General features: G+C 44.4%; 17 protein-coding genes and 2 pseudogenes. 9 read left to right on the top strand and 10 right to left on the bottom strand.

Annotated features, from left to right (window positions below):
* Positions 1–254: 254 nt before the first annotated feature.
* The 7 genes and pseudogenes from fre to trxA form a co-directional block, all read right to left on the bottom strand.
* Positions 255–965 (bottom strand): NAD(P)H-flavin reductase, encoded by a 711-nt coding sequence (fre, locus tag HGG78_RS13725; RefSeq protein ID WP_053312209.1) that lies wholly within the window; start codon positions 963–965, stop codon positions 255–257.
* Between the two features lie 14 nt (positions 966–979).
* Positions 980–1,249, bottom strand: coding sequence for a 2Fe-2S iron-sulfur cluster-binding protein (locus HGG78_RS13720; protein ID WP_172533226.1), 270 nt, complete (start codon positions 1,247–1,249; stop codon positions 980–982).
* A pseudogene (locus tag HGG78_RS19305) lies at positions 1,234–1,659 on the bottom strand (4-hydroxy-3-polyprenylbenzoate decarboxylase); the annotation flags it as partial. The gene HGG78_RS13720 and the pseudogene HGG78_RS19305, both read right to left, overlap by 16 nt.
* A gap of 65 nt (positions 1,660–1,724) precedes the next feature.
* Positions 1,725–3,102 (bottom strand): annotated as a pseudogene (gene ubiD / locus HGG78_RS13715) (4-hydroxy-3-polyprenylbenzoate decarboxylase); the annotation flags it as partial.
* 77 nt (positions 3,103–3,179) lie between these two features.
* Positions 3,180–4,175: a hypothetical protein gene (locus HGG78_RS13710; RefSeq protein WP_053312211.1), complete on the bottom strand. Its 996-nt coding sequence runs from the start codon at positions 4,173–4,175 to the stop codon at positions 3,180–3,182.
* A 107-nt stretch (positions 4,176–4,282) separates the two neighbouring features.
* The gene (gene rho / locus HGG78_RS13705) at positions 4,283–5,542 is read right to left on the bottom strand and encodes a transcription termination factor Rho (RefSeq protein ID WP_053312212.1); all 1,260 of its coding nucleotides are present in this window, start codon (positions 5,540–5,542) and stop codon (positions 4,283–4,285) included.
* Between the two features lie 197 nt (positions 5,543–5,739).
* A complete protein-coding gene (gene trxA, locus HGG78_RS13700; RefSeq protein WP_053312213.1) occupies positions 5,740–6,066 on the bottom strand; it encodes a thioredoxin TrxA in 327 nt (108 codons plus the stop codon).
* 111 nt (positions 6,067–6,177) lie between these two features.
* On the opposite strand from trxA, the gene rhlB reads away from it, so the two are divergent.
* Positions 6,178–7,488: an ATP-dependent RNA helicase RhlB gene (rhlB, locus tag HGG78_RS13695; RefSeq protein ID WP_172533224.1), complete on the top strand. Its 1,311-nt coding sequence runs from the start codon at positions 6,178–6,180 to the stop codon at positions 7,486–7,488.
* 7 nt (positions 7,489–7,495) lie between these two features.
* The gene (gene gppA / locus HGG78_RS13690) at positions 7,496–8,989 is read left to right on the top strand and encodes a guanosine-5'-triphosphate,3'-diphosphate diphosphatase (protein WP_172533223.1); all 1,494 of its coding nucleotides are present in this window, start codon (positions 7,496–7,498) and stop codon (positions 8,987–8,989) included.
* A gap of 73 nt (positions 8,990–9,062) precedes the next feature.
* On the opposite strand, the gene HGG78_RS13685 is transcribed toward gppA, so the two are convergent.
* On the bottom strand, positions 9,063–9,737 hold the full coding sequence (locus tag HGG78_RS13685) for a 7-cyano-7-deazaguanine/7-aminomethyl-7-deazaguanine transporter (RefSeq protein ID WP_172533222.1): 675 nt from the start codon (positions 9,735–9,737) through the stop codon (positions 9,063–9,065).
* Positions 9,738–10,126: 389 nt separating this feature from the next.
* Here HGG78_RS13685 and gmk point away from each other — a divergent pair, with 389 nt between their 5' ends.
* From gmk to HGG78_RS13655, 6 genes are all read left to right on the top strand, one after another.
* A complete protein-coding gene (gmk, locus tag HGG78_RS13680) occupies positions 10,127–10,750 on the top strand; it encodes a guanylate kinase (RefSeq protein ID WP_053312217.1) in 624 nt (207 codons plus the stop codon).
* A 106-nt stretch (positions 10,751–10,856) separates the two neighbouring features.
* Entirely contained in the window at positions 10,857–11,129 is a 273-nt protein-coding gene (gene rpoZ / locus HGG78_RS13675; protein WP_053312218.1) for a DNA-directed RNA polymerase subunit omega, read from the top strand.
* Positions 11,130–11,168: 39 nt separating this feature from the next.
* Positions 11,169–13,289 carry a bifunctional GTP diphosphokinase/guanosine-3',5'-bis pyrophosphate 3'-pyrophosphohydrolase gene (spoT, locus tag HGG78_RS13670; RefSeq protein ID WP_168523648.1) on the top strand — a complete coding sequence of 707 codons (2,121 nt, stop codon included), beginning with the start codon at positions 11,169–11,171 and terminating at the stop codon, positions 13,287–13,289.
* Positions 13,290–13,356: 67 nt separating this feature from the next.
* Positions 13,357–14,043, top strand: a complete 687-nt coding sequence (trmH, locus tag HGG78_RS13665) for a tRNA (guanosine(18)-2'-O)-methyltransferase TrmH (RefSeq protein WP_168523650.1) — start codon at positions 13,357–13,359, stop codon at positions 14,041–14,043.
* An 84-nt stretch (positions 14,044–14,127) separates the two neighbouring features.
* Entirely contained in the window at positions 14,128–16,206 is a 2,079-nt protein-coding gene (gene recG, locus HGG78_RS13660) for an ATP-dependent DNA helicase RecG (RefSeq protein WP_172533221.1), read from the top strand.
* Between the two features lie 219 nt (positions 16,207–16,425).
* Complete coding sequence (locus HGG78_RS13655) at positions 16,426–17,820, top strand: uracil-xanthine permease family protein (RefSeq protein ID WP_053312221.1); 1,395 nt, start codon at positions 16,426–16,428, stop codon at positions 17,818–17,820.
* A gap of 99 nt (positions 17,821–17,919) precedes the next feature.
* Here the strand turns inward: HGG78_RS13655 and envZ are convergent, their stop codons facing one another.
* Positions 17,920–19,224, bottom strand: coding sequence for a two-component system sensor histidine kinase EnvZ (gene envZ, locus HGG78_RS13650; protein ID WP_172533220.1), 1,305 nt, complete (start codon positions 19,222–19,224; stop codon positions 17,920–17,922).
* Between the two features lie 60 nt (positions 19,225–19,284).
* Positions 19,285–20,004 carry an osmolarity response regulator transcription factor OmpR gene (gene ompR, locus HGG78_RS13645; protein WP_053312223.1) on the bottom strand — a complete coding sequence of 240 codons (720 nt, stop codon included), beginning with the start codon at positions 20,002–20,004 and terminating at the stop codon, positions 19,285–19,287.
* Positions 20,005–20,157: 153 nt separating this feature from the next.
* Between ompR and greB the strand changes: the two genes are divergently transcribed.
* On the top strand, positions 20,158–20,637 hold the full coding sequence (greB, locus tag HGG78_RS13640) for a transcription elongation factor GreB (RefSeq protein ID WP_053312224.1): 480 nt from the start codon (positions 20,158–20,160) through the stop codon (positions 20,635–20,637).
* Positions 20,638–20,680 lie beyond the last annotated feature (43 nt).

Raw genomic sequence — 20,680 nt, 5'->3', positions numbered from 1 at the left:
GATAATTTTTTGTGTCAAACACTTTTTTAAATTATTTCGTCTTACCGATTTGGCCTACTGATTGACTGGCTAGTGGGGCTTGAACCCTTACTGGCTGTGCCGTGTCAGTGAGGCGGCATTATAGGGATAACGAAGATGAGTGCAAGCGGTTTTTAATAAAAACTGATAAAAACAGGTTGTTTGATTAAATATACATCGAAAGTGCACAAAAGAAGGTTTTTAGCCTTCTCTTAGTTATGATTGAATAGCAATATTTATATAAAAGCATATGCATCAGCGAACATTCGATCACTTTTGGCTTGTTTATACTGAGTAAACTGTTCTCTTGCCGAGCCTGCCATTTCAAAACGACCTGCAATATAGATATCGTAGTCTTCTAAAGACTCAAAGTCTTCACTAATTGCCTGAAGTACATTACCAACTTTACCGTTCCAAACTTCATCTGCGTTTTCAACAACAGGCACAAAATGTATGTTATCAAATTGCTGTGCAATATCCTTTAGTTCATCTTGCGCATACAACTGGCAGCTATCTTTGGCTCCCCAGTATAAATAGATAGGTGTTGTTTTATTTCGACTTATACATTGATCGAGGATTGAACGCACATAGCTAAAACCTGTCCCCCCTGCAATCAAAAGCAGAGGTCGCTCACTTTCTTTGAGCCATGCTTCACCGTGTGGAGCATCGATACTTACCGTCCCATTGCCATTCAAAACCGCTTTCATCATTTCTACAACTTCAAATGCATAAGCATTGTGCTCTGCTGCACCAATATGCAATTCCAACTCACCATTATGGCGGCAAGGGCTACTTGCAATTGAAAATGGACGTTTATCTTTTTCACCCATTTCAACCATCAAATACTGTCCAGCTTTGAAGGCCAAAGCTGTTTCGGGGTTAAGGATTATTTTATACGTATTACAAGCTAATGGTTCAATAGACTGCACTTTACATTGAATGGTCATGTTCTTCCTCTTACTTACTCAGCGAAAGTAAGTACTAAATTACTTTTTGCAAAAGCTAGGCAAGGGAATATCCAACCTTGTTGTTGCTCACTATCCGTCAACATTGGTTCAAGGTTGTATTCCACTTCACCTTCTAATTTTTTGCACATACACATAGCGCATGCGCCTATATGACAGCGGTTCGGAAAGCTGATGTTATTATTGAGCGCAGCTTCCAATACTGTTTGTCTGTCTTGAACATCGAAACTATCGCCTTTAGGCAGCAAGATCACTCTGTAGGCCATAAAATACCTAACTCATCCCACAATGAATCAATTTTACCGACAAGTTGCGCATCTTTTTTAATTGGTGTTCCCCACTCCCTTTGAACCTCATCTCCTAATTTATTGGTTGCATCTAAAGCCAATTTAGAACATCGGCCTGATTGTGCTTTGAGCTGGATAGTATCGCGCGCAGGATCCATGCGAGTGGTGATAGCCCAGATTACATCATTCCAGTCACGGGCATTAACATCTTCATCACACAGCACAATAAATTTTGCATCAGTGAACCGCTCTAAAAATGACCAAACACCTTGTAATACTGCTATAGATTGTCCTGCGCTTTGCTTCTTCATCGTGATAGTTACAAAGCGATTATCTTGAGGTGCTAACGGCAGGTAGACATCAATAATTTCTGGATGCAGTGTTTTTAACTGTTCTATATGCTCAGAGCAAATACTTGCTGTTTCCAATTCTAATACTTCAGCGGAACTTAACGATTCTACATCCCATTTGATGGTTGCATCGAAGCCCATCTTTGAGCCTAAACCAACAACCGGAGAAGCAAAGTCTAATGAATCAATCGGAGTGTGCTCAATGAACAATGTATCTCGGACCGGCTCCATATGCTCTGTCATCGCTTGTGTTACTGAGCTCCAATCTCGGGCATTCACCGATTCATCGCAAACAATCACATATTTGGTATACATAAATTGACGTAGGAATGACCATACTCCCATCATGACCCGTTTCGCATGGCCAGGATACTGTTTCTTCATTGTCACCACAGCCATTCGATACGAACAACCTTCGGGTGGTAAATAGAAATCAACAATTTCAGGGAATTGCTTTTGGAGTATTGGTACGAAAACCTCATTTAGTGCCACTCCTAACACAGCAGGTTCATCCGGCGGGCGCCCCGTGTAAGTACTGTGATAGATTGGATTTTTACGCATCGTAATATGAGTGATGGTAAATACATGATGTTTTTCTACTTCATTATAGTAACCAGTGTGGTCACCATAAGGTCCTTCATCAGCAAATTCGTTTGGATCGATGTAGCCTTCCAGCACAATTTCAGCACTGGCAGGCACGTCTAGATCATTGCTAATTGATTTAACGACTTCGGTTTTGCTACCACGGAGCAAGCCTGCAAAAGCGTATTCAGAAAGTGTATCGGGAACGGGGGTTACCGCGCCTAAAATGGTTGCCGGATCTGCACCAAAGGCCACAGAAACTGGGAAATTTTCCCCAGGGTGAGTTTCCATCCAATCTCTTAGATCCAGAGCACCACCTCGGTGAGCAAGCCAGCGCATGATAATTTTATTTTTACCTAGCTTCTGCTGACGATAAATCCCGAGATTTTGTCTCTTTTTATTAGGCCCTTTGGTCACCGTTAAACCCCAAGTAAGGAGCGGTGCAACATCGTCAGCCCAACAACTCATCACTGGAATTTTATCTAGATCAACTTGCTCACCCTGCCAGATCACTTCTTGGCAAAATGCTTTACGCAAACGTTTAGTCGGCATATTAAGCACCTGTTTAAAAACTGGTAGCTTATCAATCGCATCCTTAAAACCTTTCGGTGGCTCCGGCTCTTTGAGATAAGCCAACAATTTACCTACTTCTCGTAGTTCTTGAACCTCTTGACGCCCCATACCAATAGCCACACGCTCTGGCGTACCGAATAGGTTGGTCAGTACGGGAAAATCGTAACCGATAGGATTTTCAAACAACAAAGCAGGACCAGCTGCACGTAAAATACGATCGCTGATCTCCGTCATTTCATAATGAGGGTCGATGGGGTGAGTTATACGCTTCAATTGACCGATTTTTTCTAGGTGGTCAATGAACTCACGTAAATCCTTAAAACTCATAGGCCTACTGCATGGCTGGTTAAACTGCATGCAGTATACCAAAAACAAACGTGAGACGATCCCCAATTTTAATGAGGTTATTGCGAGAGCACCTGCAAAATATTATGACTTTTTACTCGATGATTACTAGATACTAATTCTTTCAGCCAATTTGACTGCCCTTGTTCAACCAATGCACTAGCTACAAGAGATACATCATCATTGGTTGACATTTTTGCGATCAAAAACTCACGAACTAACGGTGGCATCGGCTCTATTCGCACTAACTCATCAATTGCTTGTATTTTTAAGCTTGGGTTTTCACTGGCTAGTATTATCTGACTGATGGCAAACTCGTTGCCAACACTAGCTAGACGAACCAATTCTTGTTCAAGATGGAAATCAGCCCGCATTAGCCAGAGCAACTTATATATGTCTGGATTTTCGCTCACTTGAGCTAAACGCACCATCACTTGGGAAGATGGCAACCAACTTGTCACCGATTCAGAGGTCAATTGAGCAGCAAGATACAAAAGCGCTTCCGTTGATAAACGGTCTAATTCACGGATCAATAACGCTTCTCGTATACGCACCTGATTGGCACTACCAGATAGCCAGGTTTTTAATATCAAATCTTTCTGCTCTACCTTGATCAAAAAATCGAGAATGGTTTGCTCTTGCTGCTGCTTTTTAATTAGGCGGTTTGCTATAGAGGGAGAATTAAAAGCAGGCGTTGAAAATTCATACCCCTCTTCTTTTTCCACTACTTGATAAGTCGGTACTATTGCTTGTTGAGATTCGACAAAGATAAGCATTTTCGGCGTTAAAGTGAGATTCAACTGCTCTATTTTCTGCAACAAAAGAAAACGCACAGCTTCTTGCTGCGGTAATGCTAATCGCTGTAACGCAAAATTCAGAGAATCAACTTCATCAAGCATCGCATACTGCAGTAATTCCGCGGTTTTATTGCGAATTGATTCTTCTTGTAGCCATTGTTGGGCATTAGCTGACGGCATTTCAATTGCCAACGCTGTGGGCGTCGCCTGCAACAAAACAACCGAAAGGAGAAGTGACGACAACATTCCTTGTTGCATGTTAACCTCCTTGTAACATTTCATCCATTGTGAAAGGTTACTGAGGATAATGCAAATAAAAACGCCACCTAAGTAGGTGGCGTTCGCAAAGTATAACTTAGCTGTCGTTATTGACGACGCATTGCATCAAAAAACTCATCGTTAGTTTTCGTCATCGCAAGCTTATCAATAAGGAATTCCATCGCATCCGACTCACCCATAGGATGAACGATCTTACGTAGAATCCACATTTTTTGCAGTTCATCGGTCTTAGTTAACAACTCTTCACGACGAGTACCACTGCGGTTGAAATCAATCGCTGGGAAGACACGTTTTTCTGCAATCTTACGGTTAAGGTGCAGTTCCATGTTACCTGTACCTTTGAACTCTTCGTAGATAACTTCATCCATTTTAGAGCCTGTATCCACAAGCGCAGTCGCGATAATGGTTAAACTACCACCCTCTTCGACATTACGAGCGGCACCGAAGAAACGTTTAGGACGATGCAATGCGTTAGCGTCGACACCACCAGTCAGTACCTTACCAGATGAAGGAACAACGGTGTTGTAAGCACGAGCTAAGCGAGTAATTGAGTCAAGCAAGATAACAACGTCTTTCTTATGCTCAACCAGACGCTTCGCTTTTTCAATTACCATTTCAGCAACTTGAACGTGGCGGGAAGCAGGTTCATCAAACGTCGATGCAATCACTTCACCTTTTACCAAACGTTGCATTTCAGTAACTTCTTCAGGGCGTTCATCGATAAGCAGTACCATCAACTCACATTCTGGGTGGTTGTTAGCAATACTTTGTGCAATGTTCTGTAACAACATGGTTTTACCCGCTTTTGGCGGAGCAACAATCAAACCACGCTGGCCTTTACCGATAGGTGAAGCAAGATCGAGAACACGTGCGGTAATATCTTCTGTCGAACCATTACCACGCTCCATGATCATACGCTCGTTAGCGTGAAGAGGTGTTAAGTTCTCGAATAAGATTTTGTTACGTGCGTTATCAGGCTTATCACGGTTAACCGTGTTAACTTTCAGCAAAGCAAAGTAACGCTCACCTTCTTTGGGTGGACGAATTTTACCCGCTACTGAGTCACCAGTGCGTAAGTTGAAACGACGAATTTGGCTTGGTGATACGTAGATATCGTCAGGACCAGCTAGGTATGAGCTGTCGGCACTGCGAAGAAAACCAAAACCGTCTTGAAGAATTTCCAAGACCCCGTCGCCAAATATGTCTTCACCACTTTTTGCGTGCGCTTTTAGGATGGAGAAGATAATGTCTTGTTTTCTTAGACGCGCTAGGTTTTCGAGGCCTAGGCTCTCACCAAGTTTCACAAGATCAGACACTGGTCTGTTCTTCAATTCTGTTAGATTCATTGTGGTGGATACTTGTTTAGTCAAAATAGGATCTATTTTCTAGTTAAGATGGATTTTGGTCTCAGGATCGACCAAGAAGTGAACACTTATCTAATTAACGTGCGATAAACTAGCACTAAATATTAGCCTAGTCTAGAGTTTGTTTAATTTCAAAAAACAAAGCCGTACATCAAAAATGTACGGCCTTATGATACCAGTTATAGGTTAGCGTCCAAAAACTCTTTTAATTGAGTTTTTGATAGCGCGCCTACTTTCGTTGCTGCAACACTACCGTTTTTAAACAGTAATAGCGTTGGGATGCCACGAATACCAAACTTAGGTGGAGTACCTGCGTTGTGGTCGATATTTAATTTACCGATAGTCAGTTTGCCTTCGTACTCTTCTGCAATTTCATCCAGAATTGGGGCAATCATCTTACAAGGACCACACCATTCTGCCCAAAAATCAACAAGAACTGGGCCTGCAGCTTTGATTACATCGTTCTCAAAACCTTCATCCGTAAGCTGCAAAATCTTATCGCTCATCTTCCACTCCAATGTGTTTTTCTGAACTGGTTGTAAGCTAACCAGTAAATAGATGCTCTATTGGAATGTATTTACTTTCGTATTGCAAGCTTAAGCTGATATTCTATAGCAATGAAAAAGACGCATATCACAGAGCAAAAGTTCGCCGATTTGGGATTAAACCCCCAAGTTGTTGAAGGATTGGAGAAAAAAGGGTTCGATTATTGTACCCCGATCCAAGCCTTGGCGTTGCCGGTACTGCTCACCGGCCAAGACATTGCAGGCCAGGCCCAAACAGGGACTGGTAAAACGCTTGCGTTTCTTACTGCTACTTTTAACCATTTGCTTACAACCCCTGAACATGAAGGACGTAAACCGACTCAGCCTCGTGCCATTATCATGGCTCCTACGCGTGAGCTAGCGATCCAGATTTTCAATGATGCCGAACCACTGATTGCTAGCACCGGCATTAAAGCCGCGTTAGCGTATGGCGGTGAAAGCTATGATAAACAGCTAGCCAAGTTACAAGGTGGTGTGGATGTATTGATCGGTACCACTGGCCGTATCATTGATTTCTACAAACAGCACGTATTTAACTTAAACAACATTCAAGCTGTTGTACTTGATGAAGCTGATCGCATGTTCGACCTTGGCTTTATTAAAGACATTCGTTTCTTATTCCGCCGTATGCCAGAACCAAAAGATCGTTTGAACATGCTGTTCTCAGCAACCTTGTCATATCGTGTGCAAGAGTTAGCTTTTGAACACATGAACAACCCTGAGCACGTGGTAGTAGAACCTGAGCAAAAAACTGGTCATCGTATTCAAGAAGAGCTTTTCTACCCTTCTAATGAACACAAGATGGCATTATTACAGACCATTATCGAAGAAGATTGGCCAGAGCGTGCCATTATTTTTGCTAATACTAAATACCGTTGTGATTCAATCTGGGGACACTTAGCTGCAGATGGTCACCGTGTCGGTTTGCTAACGGGTGATGTTCCACAGAAAAAACGTGAAAAAATCCTTGAGCAATTCACAACTGGTGAAGTTGATATTCTTGTCGCAACAGATGTCGCTGCTCGTGGTTTGCATATCCCACAAGTAACTCACGTATTTAACTATGACTTACCCGACGATTGCGAAGATTACGTTCACCGTATTGGCCGTACTGGCCGTGCAGGTGCAAGTGGTCATTCCATCAGTTTTGCATGTGAAGAATATGCCATTAACTTAACGGCAATTGAAGAGTACACCGGACACGCAATTCCTGTATCCGATTACGATGCTTCGGCTCTCATTGAAGACCTTCCAGCACCAATACGTATGCGTAGTCGCAACCCGCAACAACGTCGTACCAATAATAACGGTCCTCGTTCTGGCAATAACCGCAAGCCACAAAACCGTCGACCACGTCAACCGCATCAGAATAAGAGTTCTTAATTCATTTATGAGTAAAGCCGCCTCCTCTCCACTCTATGCTGCCATCGACCTTGGGTCGAACAGTTTCCATATGCTCATTGTGCGTCATATCAATGGCAGTGTGCAGACCATGGCCAAAATAAAGCGTAAAGTTCGCTTAGCTGCTGGGTTAGATGATAACAACCAACTCAGCCATGAAGCCATGCAAAGGGGATGGGACTGCTTAAGCTTATTTGCGGAACGACTACAAGACATACCCGCCAGTAATATCCGTATTGTTGGCACAGCCACACTGCGCACCGCGACTAACGTTGATTTGTTCTTAGCTAGAGCCAATAACATATTGGGCCATCAAATTAACGTTATTTCCGGTGAAGAAGAAGCTGCCACCATCTACAAAGGGGTGGCTCATACTTCTGGTGGCTTAGGCCGCCGCTTAGTGGTCGATATTGGTGGTGCCAGTACCGAACTCATTATTGGTGAAGGTTTTGAAGCCAAAGCCCTAACCAGTTTAAAAATGGGTTGTGTAACTTGGCTTGAACGTCATTTTAAAGACCGACAACTCAACGTCACCAATTTCAATCAAGCGATTGAAGCTGCCAAGCAAACCCTAGAACCGATTCTTGAGCAATACTCTCAGTTAGGATGGGATGTTTGTGTCGGTGCCAGCGGCACAGTACAAGCACTACAAGAAATTATGTTAGCGCAAGGTATGGATGAAGTGATCACTCATGCCAAGCTCAAACGCTTGCAAAAACAAGCAATGCTGGCCGACCATTTAGAAGAGCTAGAGATCGAAGGCTTGACCTTAGAGAGAGCGTTAGTTTTCCCAAGTGGTCTTTCCATTTTGATTGCTATCTTCGAATTACTCAACATTGAGTCGATGACTTTAGCCGGAGGCGCACTACGCGAAGGCTTAGTTTATGAGATGGTCGATGAATTACGCCAAGACGATATTCGAGCTCGTACAATTAACAGTGTGCAAGCTCGCTATCAAATTGATACTGAATACGCCCAGCAAGTTTCTCAACTGACGTTATCACTACTGCAACAATGTGGGGGTGAAGATTGGGTTGCGGAACCACAAGCGGAAATGCTGCTATCAACGGCGGCACAATTACATGAAATCGGCTTAGCGATCGATTTCAAAAAAGGGGGCGAACACAGCGCCTACCTACTACAAAACCTCGATTTACCCGGCTATACGCGTGCACAAAAACACTTTTTAGCTGAAGTGGTGCGCCGTTATCGTGAACAGCTTTATTCATTACCAGAACAACACGCAATTTCTGCCAATAGTGGTAAGCGAGTTTTGCGCTTACTGCGCCTTGCCGTATTGCTTAGTCATCGTCGAAACAGTCAGTTAGAACCGACCTTCACACTCCATGCGCAAGGTGATCAACTCACACTCACTTTGCAAGCAAGCTGGTTAAAAGACAACCCTCTTACGGCAGCAGAATTAGAGATAGAGGCTAACCGTCAAACCGATATTGGTTGGCCGCTAGCTATCAAAAATAGCTAAAACAATATCAATAAAAAGCCCGAGCACTCACCATACTCGGGCTTTTTATATTTGGAACTATTTATAGAGAAACTTATTGCGCTTTCATACCAACTGCACGAAAACCAGGGTTCACTGCCGTCAGCTTCTTAATTAAATAATTCAGTAACACACCGTACATAGGTACAAATAAACCTAAACTAATCAACAGTTTAAAACCGTAATCAACCAACGCGATTTCAGTCCAATGCTCGGCCATAAATGGATCTGGGCTTTGGTAAAATGCAATAGCAAAAAAGGCGATGGTATCGAGAGCATTGCCAAATAGCGTCGAACAGGTCGGTGCCACCCACCACTGCTTCATTTGGCGTAAGCGGTTAAAGACATGAACATCCATAATTTGTCCAAGCAAGTAAGCCATAAAGCTCGCAATCGCAATCCGCGCGACAAACAGGTTAAATTCCTGTAGGTGAGCCACTCCTTGATATTGACCTTCAAAGAACACCACCGACAAAAAGTACGACACTGCCAATGCCGGTAACATCACTAAGAAGATAATCTTACGAGCTAATGGCGCACCAAAAATACGCACGGTTAAGTCTGTCGCTAGAAAAATAAACGGAAATGTAAATGCGCCCCAAGTGGTATGGAAACCAAACACCGTAAAGGGTAATTGAACAAGGTAGTTGCTTGAAGCAATAATGATCAAATGAAACAGCACCAATAGTGCCAAAGCTTTGCGCTGCTGCGCAGGGGTAAAGTTATTCATACTGTACCTTTTTAGTTTGTTTTGGGGGCGAGGGAACCCAAATTGAAGAAAAATCTTCTGCGAATAAATGGTATGACTGAGCATGAAAACTCAGCGGGCGGCGATTATACATTAATCAATTTACGCTGCAAGTGACTCAAAAAAAGCAAACGTTTAAGCCAATAAACTTTCTTTACGCTATTTTTAGAGTCACTGGTATTTTCCTTTATCACTTGGGATCAAGCTTTCTCTTGTGAAGATCTGAAAGATCATGCTACTCTTCGCCTCCATTTTTTCTGGCCTAATTTTCCATCAAACTTGATGTGACTGTCGCGGTCAGTGCTATCTTTTATAATGTTGATAGACGTATTATCAACGTTCAATCCAAACCTTAAAGTGGAACAGAACTGATGGGCAAAGGTACTCTTTATATCGTCTCTGCACCGAGTGGCGCAGGCAAATCTAGCTTGATCTCTGCAATGTTGGAAACCAACCCAGCTTATGCAATGAAAGTGTCTGTTTCCCATACTACTCGCGGCATGCGTCCTGGCGAACAAGATGGTGTACACTACCACTTTGTTCAAAAAGAGCAGTTTGAAACACTCATTGCCCAGGGTGAATTTTTAGAGCATGCGGAAGTGTTTGGTAACTACTACGGTACTTCTCGTATTTGGATTGAAAATAACTTAGATAAAGGAATTGATGTGTTCTTGGACATTGACTGGCAAGGTGCCCGTCAAATTCGAGAGCAGATGCCACTTGCAAAAAGCGTGTTCATTTTGCCGCCATCAAACGGTGAATTAGAGCGTCGCCTTAACACTCGTGGTCAAGACAGCGAAGCGGTTATTGCAAAACGCATGGCTGAAGCAAAATCTGAAATTTCTCATTATGATGAATACGATTATTTGATCATTAACGATGATTTCGACACTGCCCTGATTGATTTTAAAGCCATCATTCGAGCAGAAAGATTGAAGCAAGACAAGCAAGCTGCTAAATATAACGGCATGCTTAAAGCACTATTGGCTGAATAACCTCAGCCACAAACTGATATAGAGCAGTCTAATTGCTAGAATCTAGTATCGTTAGGCTGTATACTTTCTCGTCATTCAAAAATTTAGTTAACTATTTGGAGTTCTCATGGCACGCGTAACTGTTCAAGACGCTGTTGAAAAAGTTGGCAACCGTTTCGACCTAGTTCTGATTGCGGCTCGCCGCGCACGTCAAATGCAAACTGGCGGTAAAGATTCACTTGTGCCAGAAGAGAACGATAAGACGACAGTTATCGCTCTTCGCGAAATTGAAGAAGGTCTTATCACGAAAGATGTACTTGATGCACGTGAGCGTCAAGAGCAACAAGAGCAAGAAGCAGCAGAATTAGCCGCAGTAAGCAGCATCGCTCACAACCGTTAATTCTGACATTCAAATTCAACAACCTTCCGGGCCTATAATTTGTACCTATTTGATAGCCTTAAAGACGTTGTACAAGAATATCTAACAGAGCCTCAAGTTGAGGCTCTGCGTCAATCTTATGTTGTCGCACGTGAGGCTCATGAAGGGCAGACACGTTCTAGCGGCGAGCCTTATATCATTCACCCTGTTGCTGTTTCTCGTATCTTGGCCGAAATGCGTCTAGATTTAGAAACGCTTCAAGCGGCATTGCTACATGATGTCATTGAAGATTGCGACGTCACCAAAGACGATCTCGAAAATCAATTTGGCCATGCCGTTGCAGAACTGGTGGATGGCGTTTCCAAGCTCGACAAACTTAAATTCCGTGACCGCAAAGAAGCACAAGCAGAGAACTTTCGTAAGATGGTGCTCGCCATGGTGCAAGATATTCGCGTTATTCTTATCAAACTTGCTGACCGCACACATAACATGCGCACGCTGGGCGCTCTGCGACCTGATAAAAAACGTCGTATTGCCCGCGAAACGCTAGAGATTTACGCCCCACTTGCTCATCGTTTGGGCATCCATAATATTAAGACTGAACTCGAAGAGCTTGGCTTTGAAGCACTGTATCCCAATCGCTATCGTGTTCTAAAAGAAGTGGTAAAGTCAGCGCGTGGTAATCGAAAAGAGATGATCCAGCGTATCCATAGTGAAATTGAAGGCCGTCTGCAAGACGTTAACCTGCAAGTTCGCGTGGTTGGCCGTGAAAAAAACCTGTTCTCTATCTACAACAAGATGAAAACCAAAGAGCAGCGCTTTCACACCATCATGGATATCTACGCATTTCGTGTCATCGTTGATAGCGCCGATACATGCTATCGCGTGTTAGGACAAGTACACAGCCTTTACAAGCCTCGTCCAGGTCGTATGAAGGATTATATTGCCGTACCAAAAGCGAATGGCTATCAATCACTTCATACCTCAATGGTTGGCCCTCACGGTGTACCTGTTGAAGTCCAAATCCGAACGGAAGATATGGATCAAATGGCGGACAAAGGGGTTGCGGCGCATTGGTCTTATAAAGGCAATGGTGACCGCACTGGTACCACTGCGCAAATCAAAGCGCAGCGTTGGATGCAAAGCCTACTTGAGCTTCAACAAAGTGCTGGTAACTCATTTGAATTTATTGAAAACGTAAAATCTGATCTCTTCCCTGATGAGATTTATGTCTTTACTCCAAAAGGTCGCATTGTTGAGCTACCTGTCGGTGCAACCGCCGTTGATTTTGCTTACGCAGTTCATACCGACGTTGGCAATACTTGTGTTGGTACACGTGTAGATCGCAACCCATACCCACTGAGCAAAGCCCTAAAGAATGGCCAAACGATAGAAATCATCAGTGCACCTGGTGCTCGTCCTAACGCCGCTTGGCTCAACTACGTAGTAACCTCTCGTGCTCGTACGAAGATCCGTCAAGTACTCAAAACGATGCGTCGCGAAGAGTCAATCACTCTCGGCCGCCGCTTACTAAACCACGCGTTGGGCGATCTCTCACTGAGTGATATCAATGAGAGCAATATCAAACACGTATTAGGCGAACTGAAAATTGCCTCCGTCGATGATCTCCTTGCTGCCATTGGTTTGGGCGAACTGATGAGCATTGTCATTGCGCGCCGCTTATTGGGCGATGCTGATGAACTGACCGAAGTGCAAAGCAGTGATGGAAAGCCGAGGAAAAAACTACCAATCCGTGGCGCTGAAGGAATTTTGCTGACCTTTGCGAACTGCTGTCACCCTATTCCAGATGATCACATCATTGCTCATGTCTCTCCGGGACGTGGTTTAGTCGTGCACCGTGAAACTTGTCCGAATGTCCGTGGCTATCAACGAGAACCGGACAAATACATGGCAGTGGAATGGTCAAAAGATTACGACCAAGAGTTCATTACCGAGCTTAAAGTGGATATGCAAAACCACCAAGGTGCTTTAGCGGCATTGACCAATGTGATCTCAAAAACGGGATCAAACATTCATGGTCTATCAACAGAAGAGCGTGATGGTCGTTTGTATACGGTAACGGTACTACTGACCACAAAAGATCGCATTCACTTGGCTGGCATTATGAAGAAAATTCGCGTGATGCCTCACGCACTCAAAGTGCGACGTAGAAAGAACTAAAGATCAAAACGTGCCCTTGATGCTAATGCTCAAGGGCATTTTTATTTCCATACAAGCTAAATTTTTTATGAATATCGAACGATACCAACGAATCCAACAAGTATTAAAAGCTCGTCAACCAGACCTCACCCTATGCCTAGAGGAAGTTCACAAACCCAACAATGTGTCAGCGGTTATCCGCACCGCGGATGCAACTGGCTTACATAAAATTCATGCCGTGTGGCCAGACAAAAAAATGCGTACTCTAGCCCATACTTCAGCGGGGGCAAGAAACTGGGTCGAGGTCGATACCCATGACACCATCGGCGATGCGGTAAGTGAATTAAAAAACCAAGGCATGCAGGTATTAGTGACGCATTTATCAGATAGCGCTGTGGATTTTAGAGAGATTGATTACACCAAACCGACCGCCATCATTTTAGGCGGCGAAAAAAATGGGATCACTCAACAAGCGTTAGATCTCGCAGACCAAGACATCATCATTCCCATGGTAGGTATGGTGCAATCACTCAATGTTTCTGTCGCCAGTGCTTTGATTCTGTATGAAGCACAGCGTCAACGCCAAGCGGCAGGCATGTATGACCGAGAAAAGAGTCTCCTACCGGAGCAAACCATTCAACGCATTATTTTTGAACGTGGTCATCCAGTCTTAGCCAAAGTGGCCAAGCGTAAGGGGTTACCCTACCCCGAATTAGACCATGTAGGACAAATTGTGGCGGATGAAGCTTGGTGGCAGGCGATGCAAAGCAAGTAACCTCAACTCACCTTATTTTATCCTGTACAAAAAAACAGTTAGATGATTGAATAACAACAAAATGAACTGTTAACGAGCCACTTTATGTCACAGCTACTTTCTGCAATTCCTTTAACCTCACTCTCTGGAGTGGGGGCAAAAGTGGCTGAGAAGCTCAGTAAAATTGGCCTGAATAACGTTCAAGATCTGCTGTTTCATCTTCCTTTACGCTACGAAGACCGAACTCGTATCTACCCAATAGCCAAACTTCACCCTGGGCTTTGGGCTGCTGTACAGGGTAAAGTAATGACCGTTGATACGGTATTTGGTAAACGTAAAATGCTGACGGTTAAAATCAGCGATGGCAATGGTACGATCACACTGCGCTTTTTTAATTTCACAGCAGGAATGAAAAATAACTTTTCTGAAGGTAAGTTAGTACACGCTTACGGCGAAATAAAGCGCGGTGGTTTTGGATTAGAAATTGTCCACCCTGATTACAAATTCCATGTCCCACAGCAGCAACCAGATATTGAAGCCAGCTTAACACCGGTTTACCCAACCACCGATGGTCTGCGCCAACTGACACTGCGCCCCCTAACAGATCAAGCTCTCGATTTACTCGATAAAGCCGCAGTACAAGAGTTACTGCCTTCCGGTTTATACGATCACCAATTAACGCTAGCCCAAGCGCTGCACATCGTCCATCGCCCACCAACTGACATCAATCTCGAACTGTTTGATGAAGGTAAACACCCGGCACAAATTCGCTTAATCATCGAAGAATTACTTGCGCAGAATCTTTCGATGTTGGCAGTTCGTAGCCAAGGGCAACAAGATATTGCACTGCCACTAACAGAATCTGCAAACCTCAAACAGCAGCTACTTAAACAACTGCCTTTTTCGCCAACCAATGCTCAGACACGTGTGGTGCAAGAGATCGAAGCTGACCTTGCCAAACCACACCCGATGATGCGCTTGGTTCAAGGTGATGTTGGTTCCGGTAAAACATTAGTGGCAGCGTTGGCCGCTCTACGCGCGATAGAACATGGATATCAGGTTGCGTTAATGGCCCCCACCGAATTACTGGCCGAGCAGCATGCGATCAATTTTGCCAACTGGTTTGAAAATATGGGTATTACTGTTGGCTGGCTGGCGGGTAAACTAAAAGGAAAAGCCAAAGAAACTGAACTTGCGCGTATTGCTAGCGGCGAGGCAAAAATGGTAGTAGGTACTCACGCACTGTTCCAAGAACATGTGCAATTCCACCATTTGGCTCTGGTGATCATTGATGAACAACATCGCTTTGGTGTCCACCAGCGTTTGGAACTGCGAGAGAAAGGAGCCAAGCAAGGGGCTTATCCGCATCAGTTAATAATGACGGCCACACCGATTCCACGCACACTGGCCATGACCGCCTATGCTGACTTAGAAACTTCAGTGATTGATGAACTGCCACCGGGGCGAACCCCCATTCAAACGGTCGCCATTCCTGATACCAAACGTGATGACATCGTCGAACGAGTGCGTAACGCCTGCCTCAATGAAGGAAAACAAGCCTATTGGGTTTGTACCTTAATTGATGAATCAGAAGTATTAGAAGCACAAGCTGCGGCAGATACCGCTGAAGAACTGCAACGAACATTGCCCGATGTCAAAATTGGCTTAGTGCATGGCAGAATGAAGCCAGCTGAAAAACAGGCGGTGATGAAAGCGTTCAAAGACAACGAGCTACACTTACTGGTCGCCACCACCGTTATTGAAGTAGGTGTTGATGTACCCAATTCGAGTTTAATGATCATTGAGAACCCAGAACGCTTAGGTTTAGCTCAACTACATCAATTACGTGGACGCGTTGGACGCGGTTCCGTCGCCAGCCATTGTGTATTGCTATACCACGCTCCACTCTCTAAAACGGCACAAAAAAGACTCGCGGTATTGCGCGAAAGCAATGATGGTTTTGTAATTGCCCAGCGTGATTTAGAAATCCGTGGCCCGGGTGAATTACTCGGTACCAAGCAAACTGGTTTGGCTGATTTTAAAATTGCCGATTTAATCCGCGATCAGCGCTTAATACCTGAAGTACAGCGTATCGCACGTTATTTACACGACCACTATCCAAGTAACGCCACCGCGATTATTGAACGCTGGCTCGGTGATAAAGACGTTTACGCTAAAGCTTAGTACGTGACTCCTTTGCATATTAATTTGGCCCCCCACCAGAAGCAAACGTTTGCTTTTCACGATAAAGCCTCTATAATTTCGCCAATTTTTTTGGTGAGCGACTCACCACTCCCAGTCCGAGCGGATTCTGACTAACAGCAATCACAGATGACGTATCTGCTCCACTTAGCGCTCCCATTCAGCGGGCTCTAAGCTACTATGCACAATTAGGAAAACACTATGACTACCCAAAACGCTTCGCGTAAGTCTGACTTGGTTTATCAACTCAATGATCGACCGCCACTGCCACAAACGATTTTTGCGGCCCTACAACACTTACTGGCCATGTTTGTTGCCGTTATTACGCCATCATTAATCATCTGCCAAGCTCTCGGTGTGTCGCCAGAACAAACCAACACCATTATTAGCATGTCATTGTTCGCGTCTGGTTTATCCTCTTTCATTCAAATTCGTACCATTGGCCCAATTGGCTCAGGGTTATTGTCAATTCAAGGGACCAGCTTTAATTTTCTTGGTCCGATTATTGGCGCTGGCTTATCACTAAAAGCGGGCGGCGCGGATATATCAACCATGATGGCCGCAATCTTCGGCACCATTTTGGTCGCCTCTTTTGCTGAAATTTTACTATCTCGCGTTTTAGAATACGCACGCCGAGTCATTACGCCCTTGGTCTCTGGCATTGTGGTCACACTGATTGGCCTAACGTTAGTACAAGTTGGTTTAGTCTCAATGGGGGGCGGTTACGCCGCTTTAAGCGACGGAACCTTTGGCAGCCTAGATAAACTGGCTCTAGCTGGAACCGTATTGGGGCTGATTGTGCTACTGAACCGCTCAAGCAACCCTTACATTCGTGTTGCCTCGATCGTGATTGCGATGCTCACCGGTTATGTGATGGCGTACTTCATGGGCATGATAGACACCTCCTCATTAGGTGAAACAGCAACCATTGCACTACCAATACCAATGCAGTTTGGTCTCGGTTTTGATTGGTCGCTATTTATTCCATTAGTACTAATTTTCTTGATCACCGCTCTCGAAGCAATTGGTGATATCACCGCTACATCAGAGGTGTCAGGAGAGCCTGTAAAAGGACCGATCTACATGAAGCGGATTAAAGGCGGCGTCTTAGCCGATGGTCTAAACTCTGCACTGGCAGCGGTATTTAATAGTTTCCCCAATTCAACCTTTAGCCAAAACAACGGCGTGATCATGCTAACTGGCGTAGCAAGTCGCTACGTGGGTTATTTTATCTCAGCAATGTTAGTGCTACTTGGTTTATTCCCAGGTGTTGCCAGCTTTGTGCAGTTGATTCCTGAACCAGTATTAGGCGGTGCGACCATTGTTATGTTTGGCACAATCGCAGCCGCTGGAGTGCGTATTATTTCGCGTGTTGAACTCGACCGCCGCGCCATTTTGATCATGGCACTGTCATTTTCGATGGGCTTAGGTATTGCTCAAAAACCTGAAATCTTACAATTCATGCCTGAATTCATTAAGAGTATTTTCTCATCTGGCGTAGCCGCTGGCGGTATTACCGCTATTTTGCTTAATCTAATTTTGCCAGAAAGATTGCCAGAAGAAGATGGCCTCTTAGAAGAGATGAAATCGAATTAACCAGCAAATACAACAATGGGCTCAGATGAGCCCATTTTTATTACTATCGATTTATCGATCGAATATCACGATAGGATATTGAACGATGTTGCGTTAACTTCATTTAGTTGGGAAGCTGATCTGCGCTTTCAAACCACCTTCACTGCGATTACGAACCGTCACGCTACCATGGTGCTGTCCGACAATACGTTTGACGATCGCAAGCCCCAATCCGGTCCCTTCGCTGCCTCGTGCAGTATCTCCACGCGTAAAAGGTTCAAATACTTTACTCACTTGGCTAGGCTCAATACCGGGACCATTATCTTCAACACATATCCACGCCATTTTATTATCGGCAGTGGTGCCCGTGCTGACTTTTACCCATCCATTTCCGTAACGAATCGCATTCACCACCAAGTTACTCACCGCACGCTTAATTGCAATGGGGTTACCGAAAGCGGTCTGCATCGATGAATGCAAAGATACATCAATCTTTATCTCATATCCCCCTTCAGCAGTTGCGACATCGTTGGCTATCTCATTGAGATCAACCTTCTCAAATGTCTGGATATTGACCGGTTTTAGATAATCCATAAATTGACTGATAATCTCATTGCACTCCTCGGTATCACTGATGATCCCTTCCGCTAGATAGCTGTCTTGAGGTGACATCATCTCCGTCGCAAGACGAATGCGCGTCAATGGCGTGCGTAGGTCATGGCTTATACCTGCCATCAGTAATGCTCTATCTTCCTCTAAGGCTTGTATCCCTTGTGACATTTGGTTGAACGCCACTGTGACGGAACGAATTTCCGATGCCCCCTTTACTGGCAATGGCGGTGGATGGTCACCTCGCCCCACCGCCTTAGCCGCTTTTTCTAGAGCAATTAAAGGACGATTTTGTAAACGGATAAACAACCACCCGCCGACAACAATCAAAATAGCCATCATCAAACTATTGCGAAATAACGGTGAAAAATCTTCTTTTTGCAACTCAGACAGTGGGATTCGAATCAATGATCCGGGGAACGACTCCACTTTTATCCATAAAATGTAACTCTCTTTGCCGAGCATCATGCGTACATCAGTGGGAGAGTCGAGCTCATGCGTCATCTCCTCACTCATCAAATCAATGCTGATCGCCTGTTCATACTCTTGTGCGATTTCACTGTCTTCGGCATGAATCGTTACCCCTAACTGCTCTAAAACACGGCGGCGCTGCGGGGCATCCATATCCAACCCATCAGTATCGCTTGCGGCATCATCTAGCATCAGGTTAATTTCATGACCGAGAATTTTATTGAACTGCTGCAAACTTGGCATCAAAGCATAATTGAACACCGCATAGTAAGAGTACACTTGACTAGCGATGAGTAATGAAAAGAAAAGTAGAATCGATTGAGTGAACGAGCTGCGGATACGCATACGAGGACCTTGCTGTGAAAAAAGCTCCTGATGGTAACCATGCAGGAGCTCGTTAAATCTTTAAGACTCTTTACCATCTGGGACAAAAACATAGCCAAGTCCCCAAACAGTTTGAATATATCGAGGTTTGCTTGGATCAACTTCAAGCATGCGACGCAAACGGGAAATTTGCACGTCGATAGAACGCTCCATTGCGGAATATTCACGTCCACGCGCCATGTTCATCAGTTTATCGCGAGACATAGGCTCACGCGCATTGGTCACTAAGGTCTTCAAGACCGCAAACTCTCCGGACGTCAATGGCATTGGTTCATCACCACGAAACATTTCACGCGTGCCTAAATTTAGGCGGAATTCACCAAATTCAATCACCGACTCTTCAGCGCTCGGAGCTCCCGGTGCTTCAATCACTTGACGACGCAATACCGCTTTAATTCGAGCCAATAGCTCACGTGGATTGAACGGTTTTGGTAAGTAATCATCGGCTCCAACTTCTAACCCGACAATACGATCCACTTCATCCCCTTTCGCGGTCAGCATCAAAATTGGCAGCATATTGTTAGCATTACGCAAACGGCGACAAATGGATAACCCATCTTCACCGGGCAACATTAAATCCAATACCATCAAATGGAAGTTTTCACGAGTTAACAGGCGGTCCATCTGCTCACTGTTTGCCACACTACGAACAAGAAAACCTTGTTCCGATAGGTAACGTTCAAGCAATGAACGCAAGCGTGCATCGTCATCAACCACTAAAATTTTATAGTTTTCTTGCATTTATGATCCCACCTAATTCTTAACTCGAGCCAATATCCAACCGAGTTAGTAAAATGTAACACCGTTCTGACTAAAGTCGCTGAAAGAATTGTTAACGTTTATGTCTTTTTTAGCTAATGTAGCGGGCAGTTTCAACCAAGGAACGTCAGGACTATGAAGACAAACCTAATTACGCGTGAAGGCTTTAACCGTCTCAAACAAGAATTGGACTTTTTGTGGCGTGAAGAACGCCCCGAAGTGACCAAAAAAGTGACGTGGGCTGCAAGCCTTGGTGATCGCAGTGAAAATGCGGATTATCAGTACAACAAGAAGCGCCTGCGTGAAATTGACCGCCGAGTGCGTTTTTTACGCAAACGCCTCGAGCAAGTCAACGTTGTTGATTACTCGCCACAACAAGAAGGCAAAGTATTCTTTGGTGCTTGGGTCGAAATTGAAAATGAAGCCGGAGATAAGAAAAAATTCCGCATTGTCGGCCCAGATGAAATCTACGGCGGTGTAAAAAGCTACATTTCGATTGATTCACCTATGGCGCGCGCTTTGCTAAAAAAAGAAGTCGATGATGAATTTGTGGTTCGTACCCCAGAAGGAGAAAAAGAGTGGTTTGTAAATGCTATCGAATACCAGCAAGACTAGAAATCACCGCCACGAACCCCAATAGTTACCCTATTCCAACCAC

The sequence above is a fragment of the Vibrio aestuarianus genome, assembly GCF_012395185.1.
GTDB classification, from domain to species: Bacteria; Pseudomonadota; Gammaproteobacteria; order Enterobacterales; family Vibrionaceae; genus Vibrio; species Vibrio aestuarianus.
This window is presented reverse-complemented; position numbering and strand designations above follow the sequence as displayed.

Coding starts and splice junctions, on each gene's coding strand:
- recG (WP_172533221.1), top strand. CDS start 14,128: ATGTCACAGCTACTTTCTGCAATTCCTTTAACCTCACTCTCTGGAGTG.
- envZ (WP_172533220.1), bottom strand. CDS start 19,224: ATGCGTATCCGCAGCTCGTTCACTCAATCGATTCTACTTTTCTTTTCA.
- trmH (WP_168523650.1), top strand. CDS start 13,357: ATGAATATCGAACGATACCAACGAATCCAACAAGTATTAAAAGCTCGT.
- gppA (WP_172533223.1), top strand. CDS start 7,496: ATGAGTAAAGCCGCCTCCTCTCCACTCTATGCTGCCATCGACCTTGGG.
- gmk (WP_053312217.1), top strand. CDS start 10,127: ATGGGCAAAGGTACTCTTTATATCGTCTCTGCACCGAGTGGCGCAGGC.
- HGG78_RS13720 (WP_172533226.1), bottom strand. CDS start 1,249: ATGGCCTACAGAGTGATCTTGCTGCCTAAAGGCGATAGTTTCGATGTT.
- HGG78_RS13710 (WP_053312211.1), bottom strand. CDS start 4,175: ATGCAACAAGGAATGTTGTCGTCACTTCTCCTTTCGGTTGTTTTGTTG.
- rho (WP_053312212.1), bottom strand. CDS start 5,542: ATGAATCTAACAGAATTGAAGAACAGACCAGTGTCTGATCTTGTGAAA.
- rhlB (WP_172533224.1), top strand. CDS start 6,178: ATGAAAAAGACGCATATCACAGAGCAAAAGTTCGCCGATTTGGGATTA.
- fre (WP_053312209.1), bottom strand. CDS start 965: ATGACCATTCAATGTAAAGTGCAGTCTATTGAACCATTAGCTTGTAAT.
- rpoZ (WP_053312218.1), top strand. CDS start 10,857: ATGGCACGCGTAACTGTTCAAGACGCTGTTGAAAAAGTTGGCAACCGT.
- ompR (WP_053312223.1), bottom strand. CDS start 20,004: ATGCAAGAAAACTATAAAATTTTAGTGGTTGATGACGATGCACGCTTG.
- HGG78_RS13655 (WP_053312221.1), top strand. CDS start 16,426: ATGACTACCCAAAACGCTTCGCGTAAGTCTGACTTGGTTTATCAACTC.
- HGG78_RS13685 (WP_172533222.1), bottom strand. CDS start 9,737: ATGAATAACTTTACCCCTGCGCAGCAGCGCAAAGCTTTGGCACTATTG.
- trxA (WP_053312213.1), bottom strand. CDS start 6,066: ATGAGCGATAAGATTTTGCAGCTTACGGATGAAGGTTTTGAGAACGAT.
- greB (WP_053312224.1), top strand. CDS start 20,158: ATGAAGACAAACCTAATTACGCGTGAAGGCTTTAACCGTCTCAAACAA.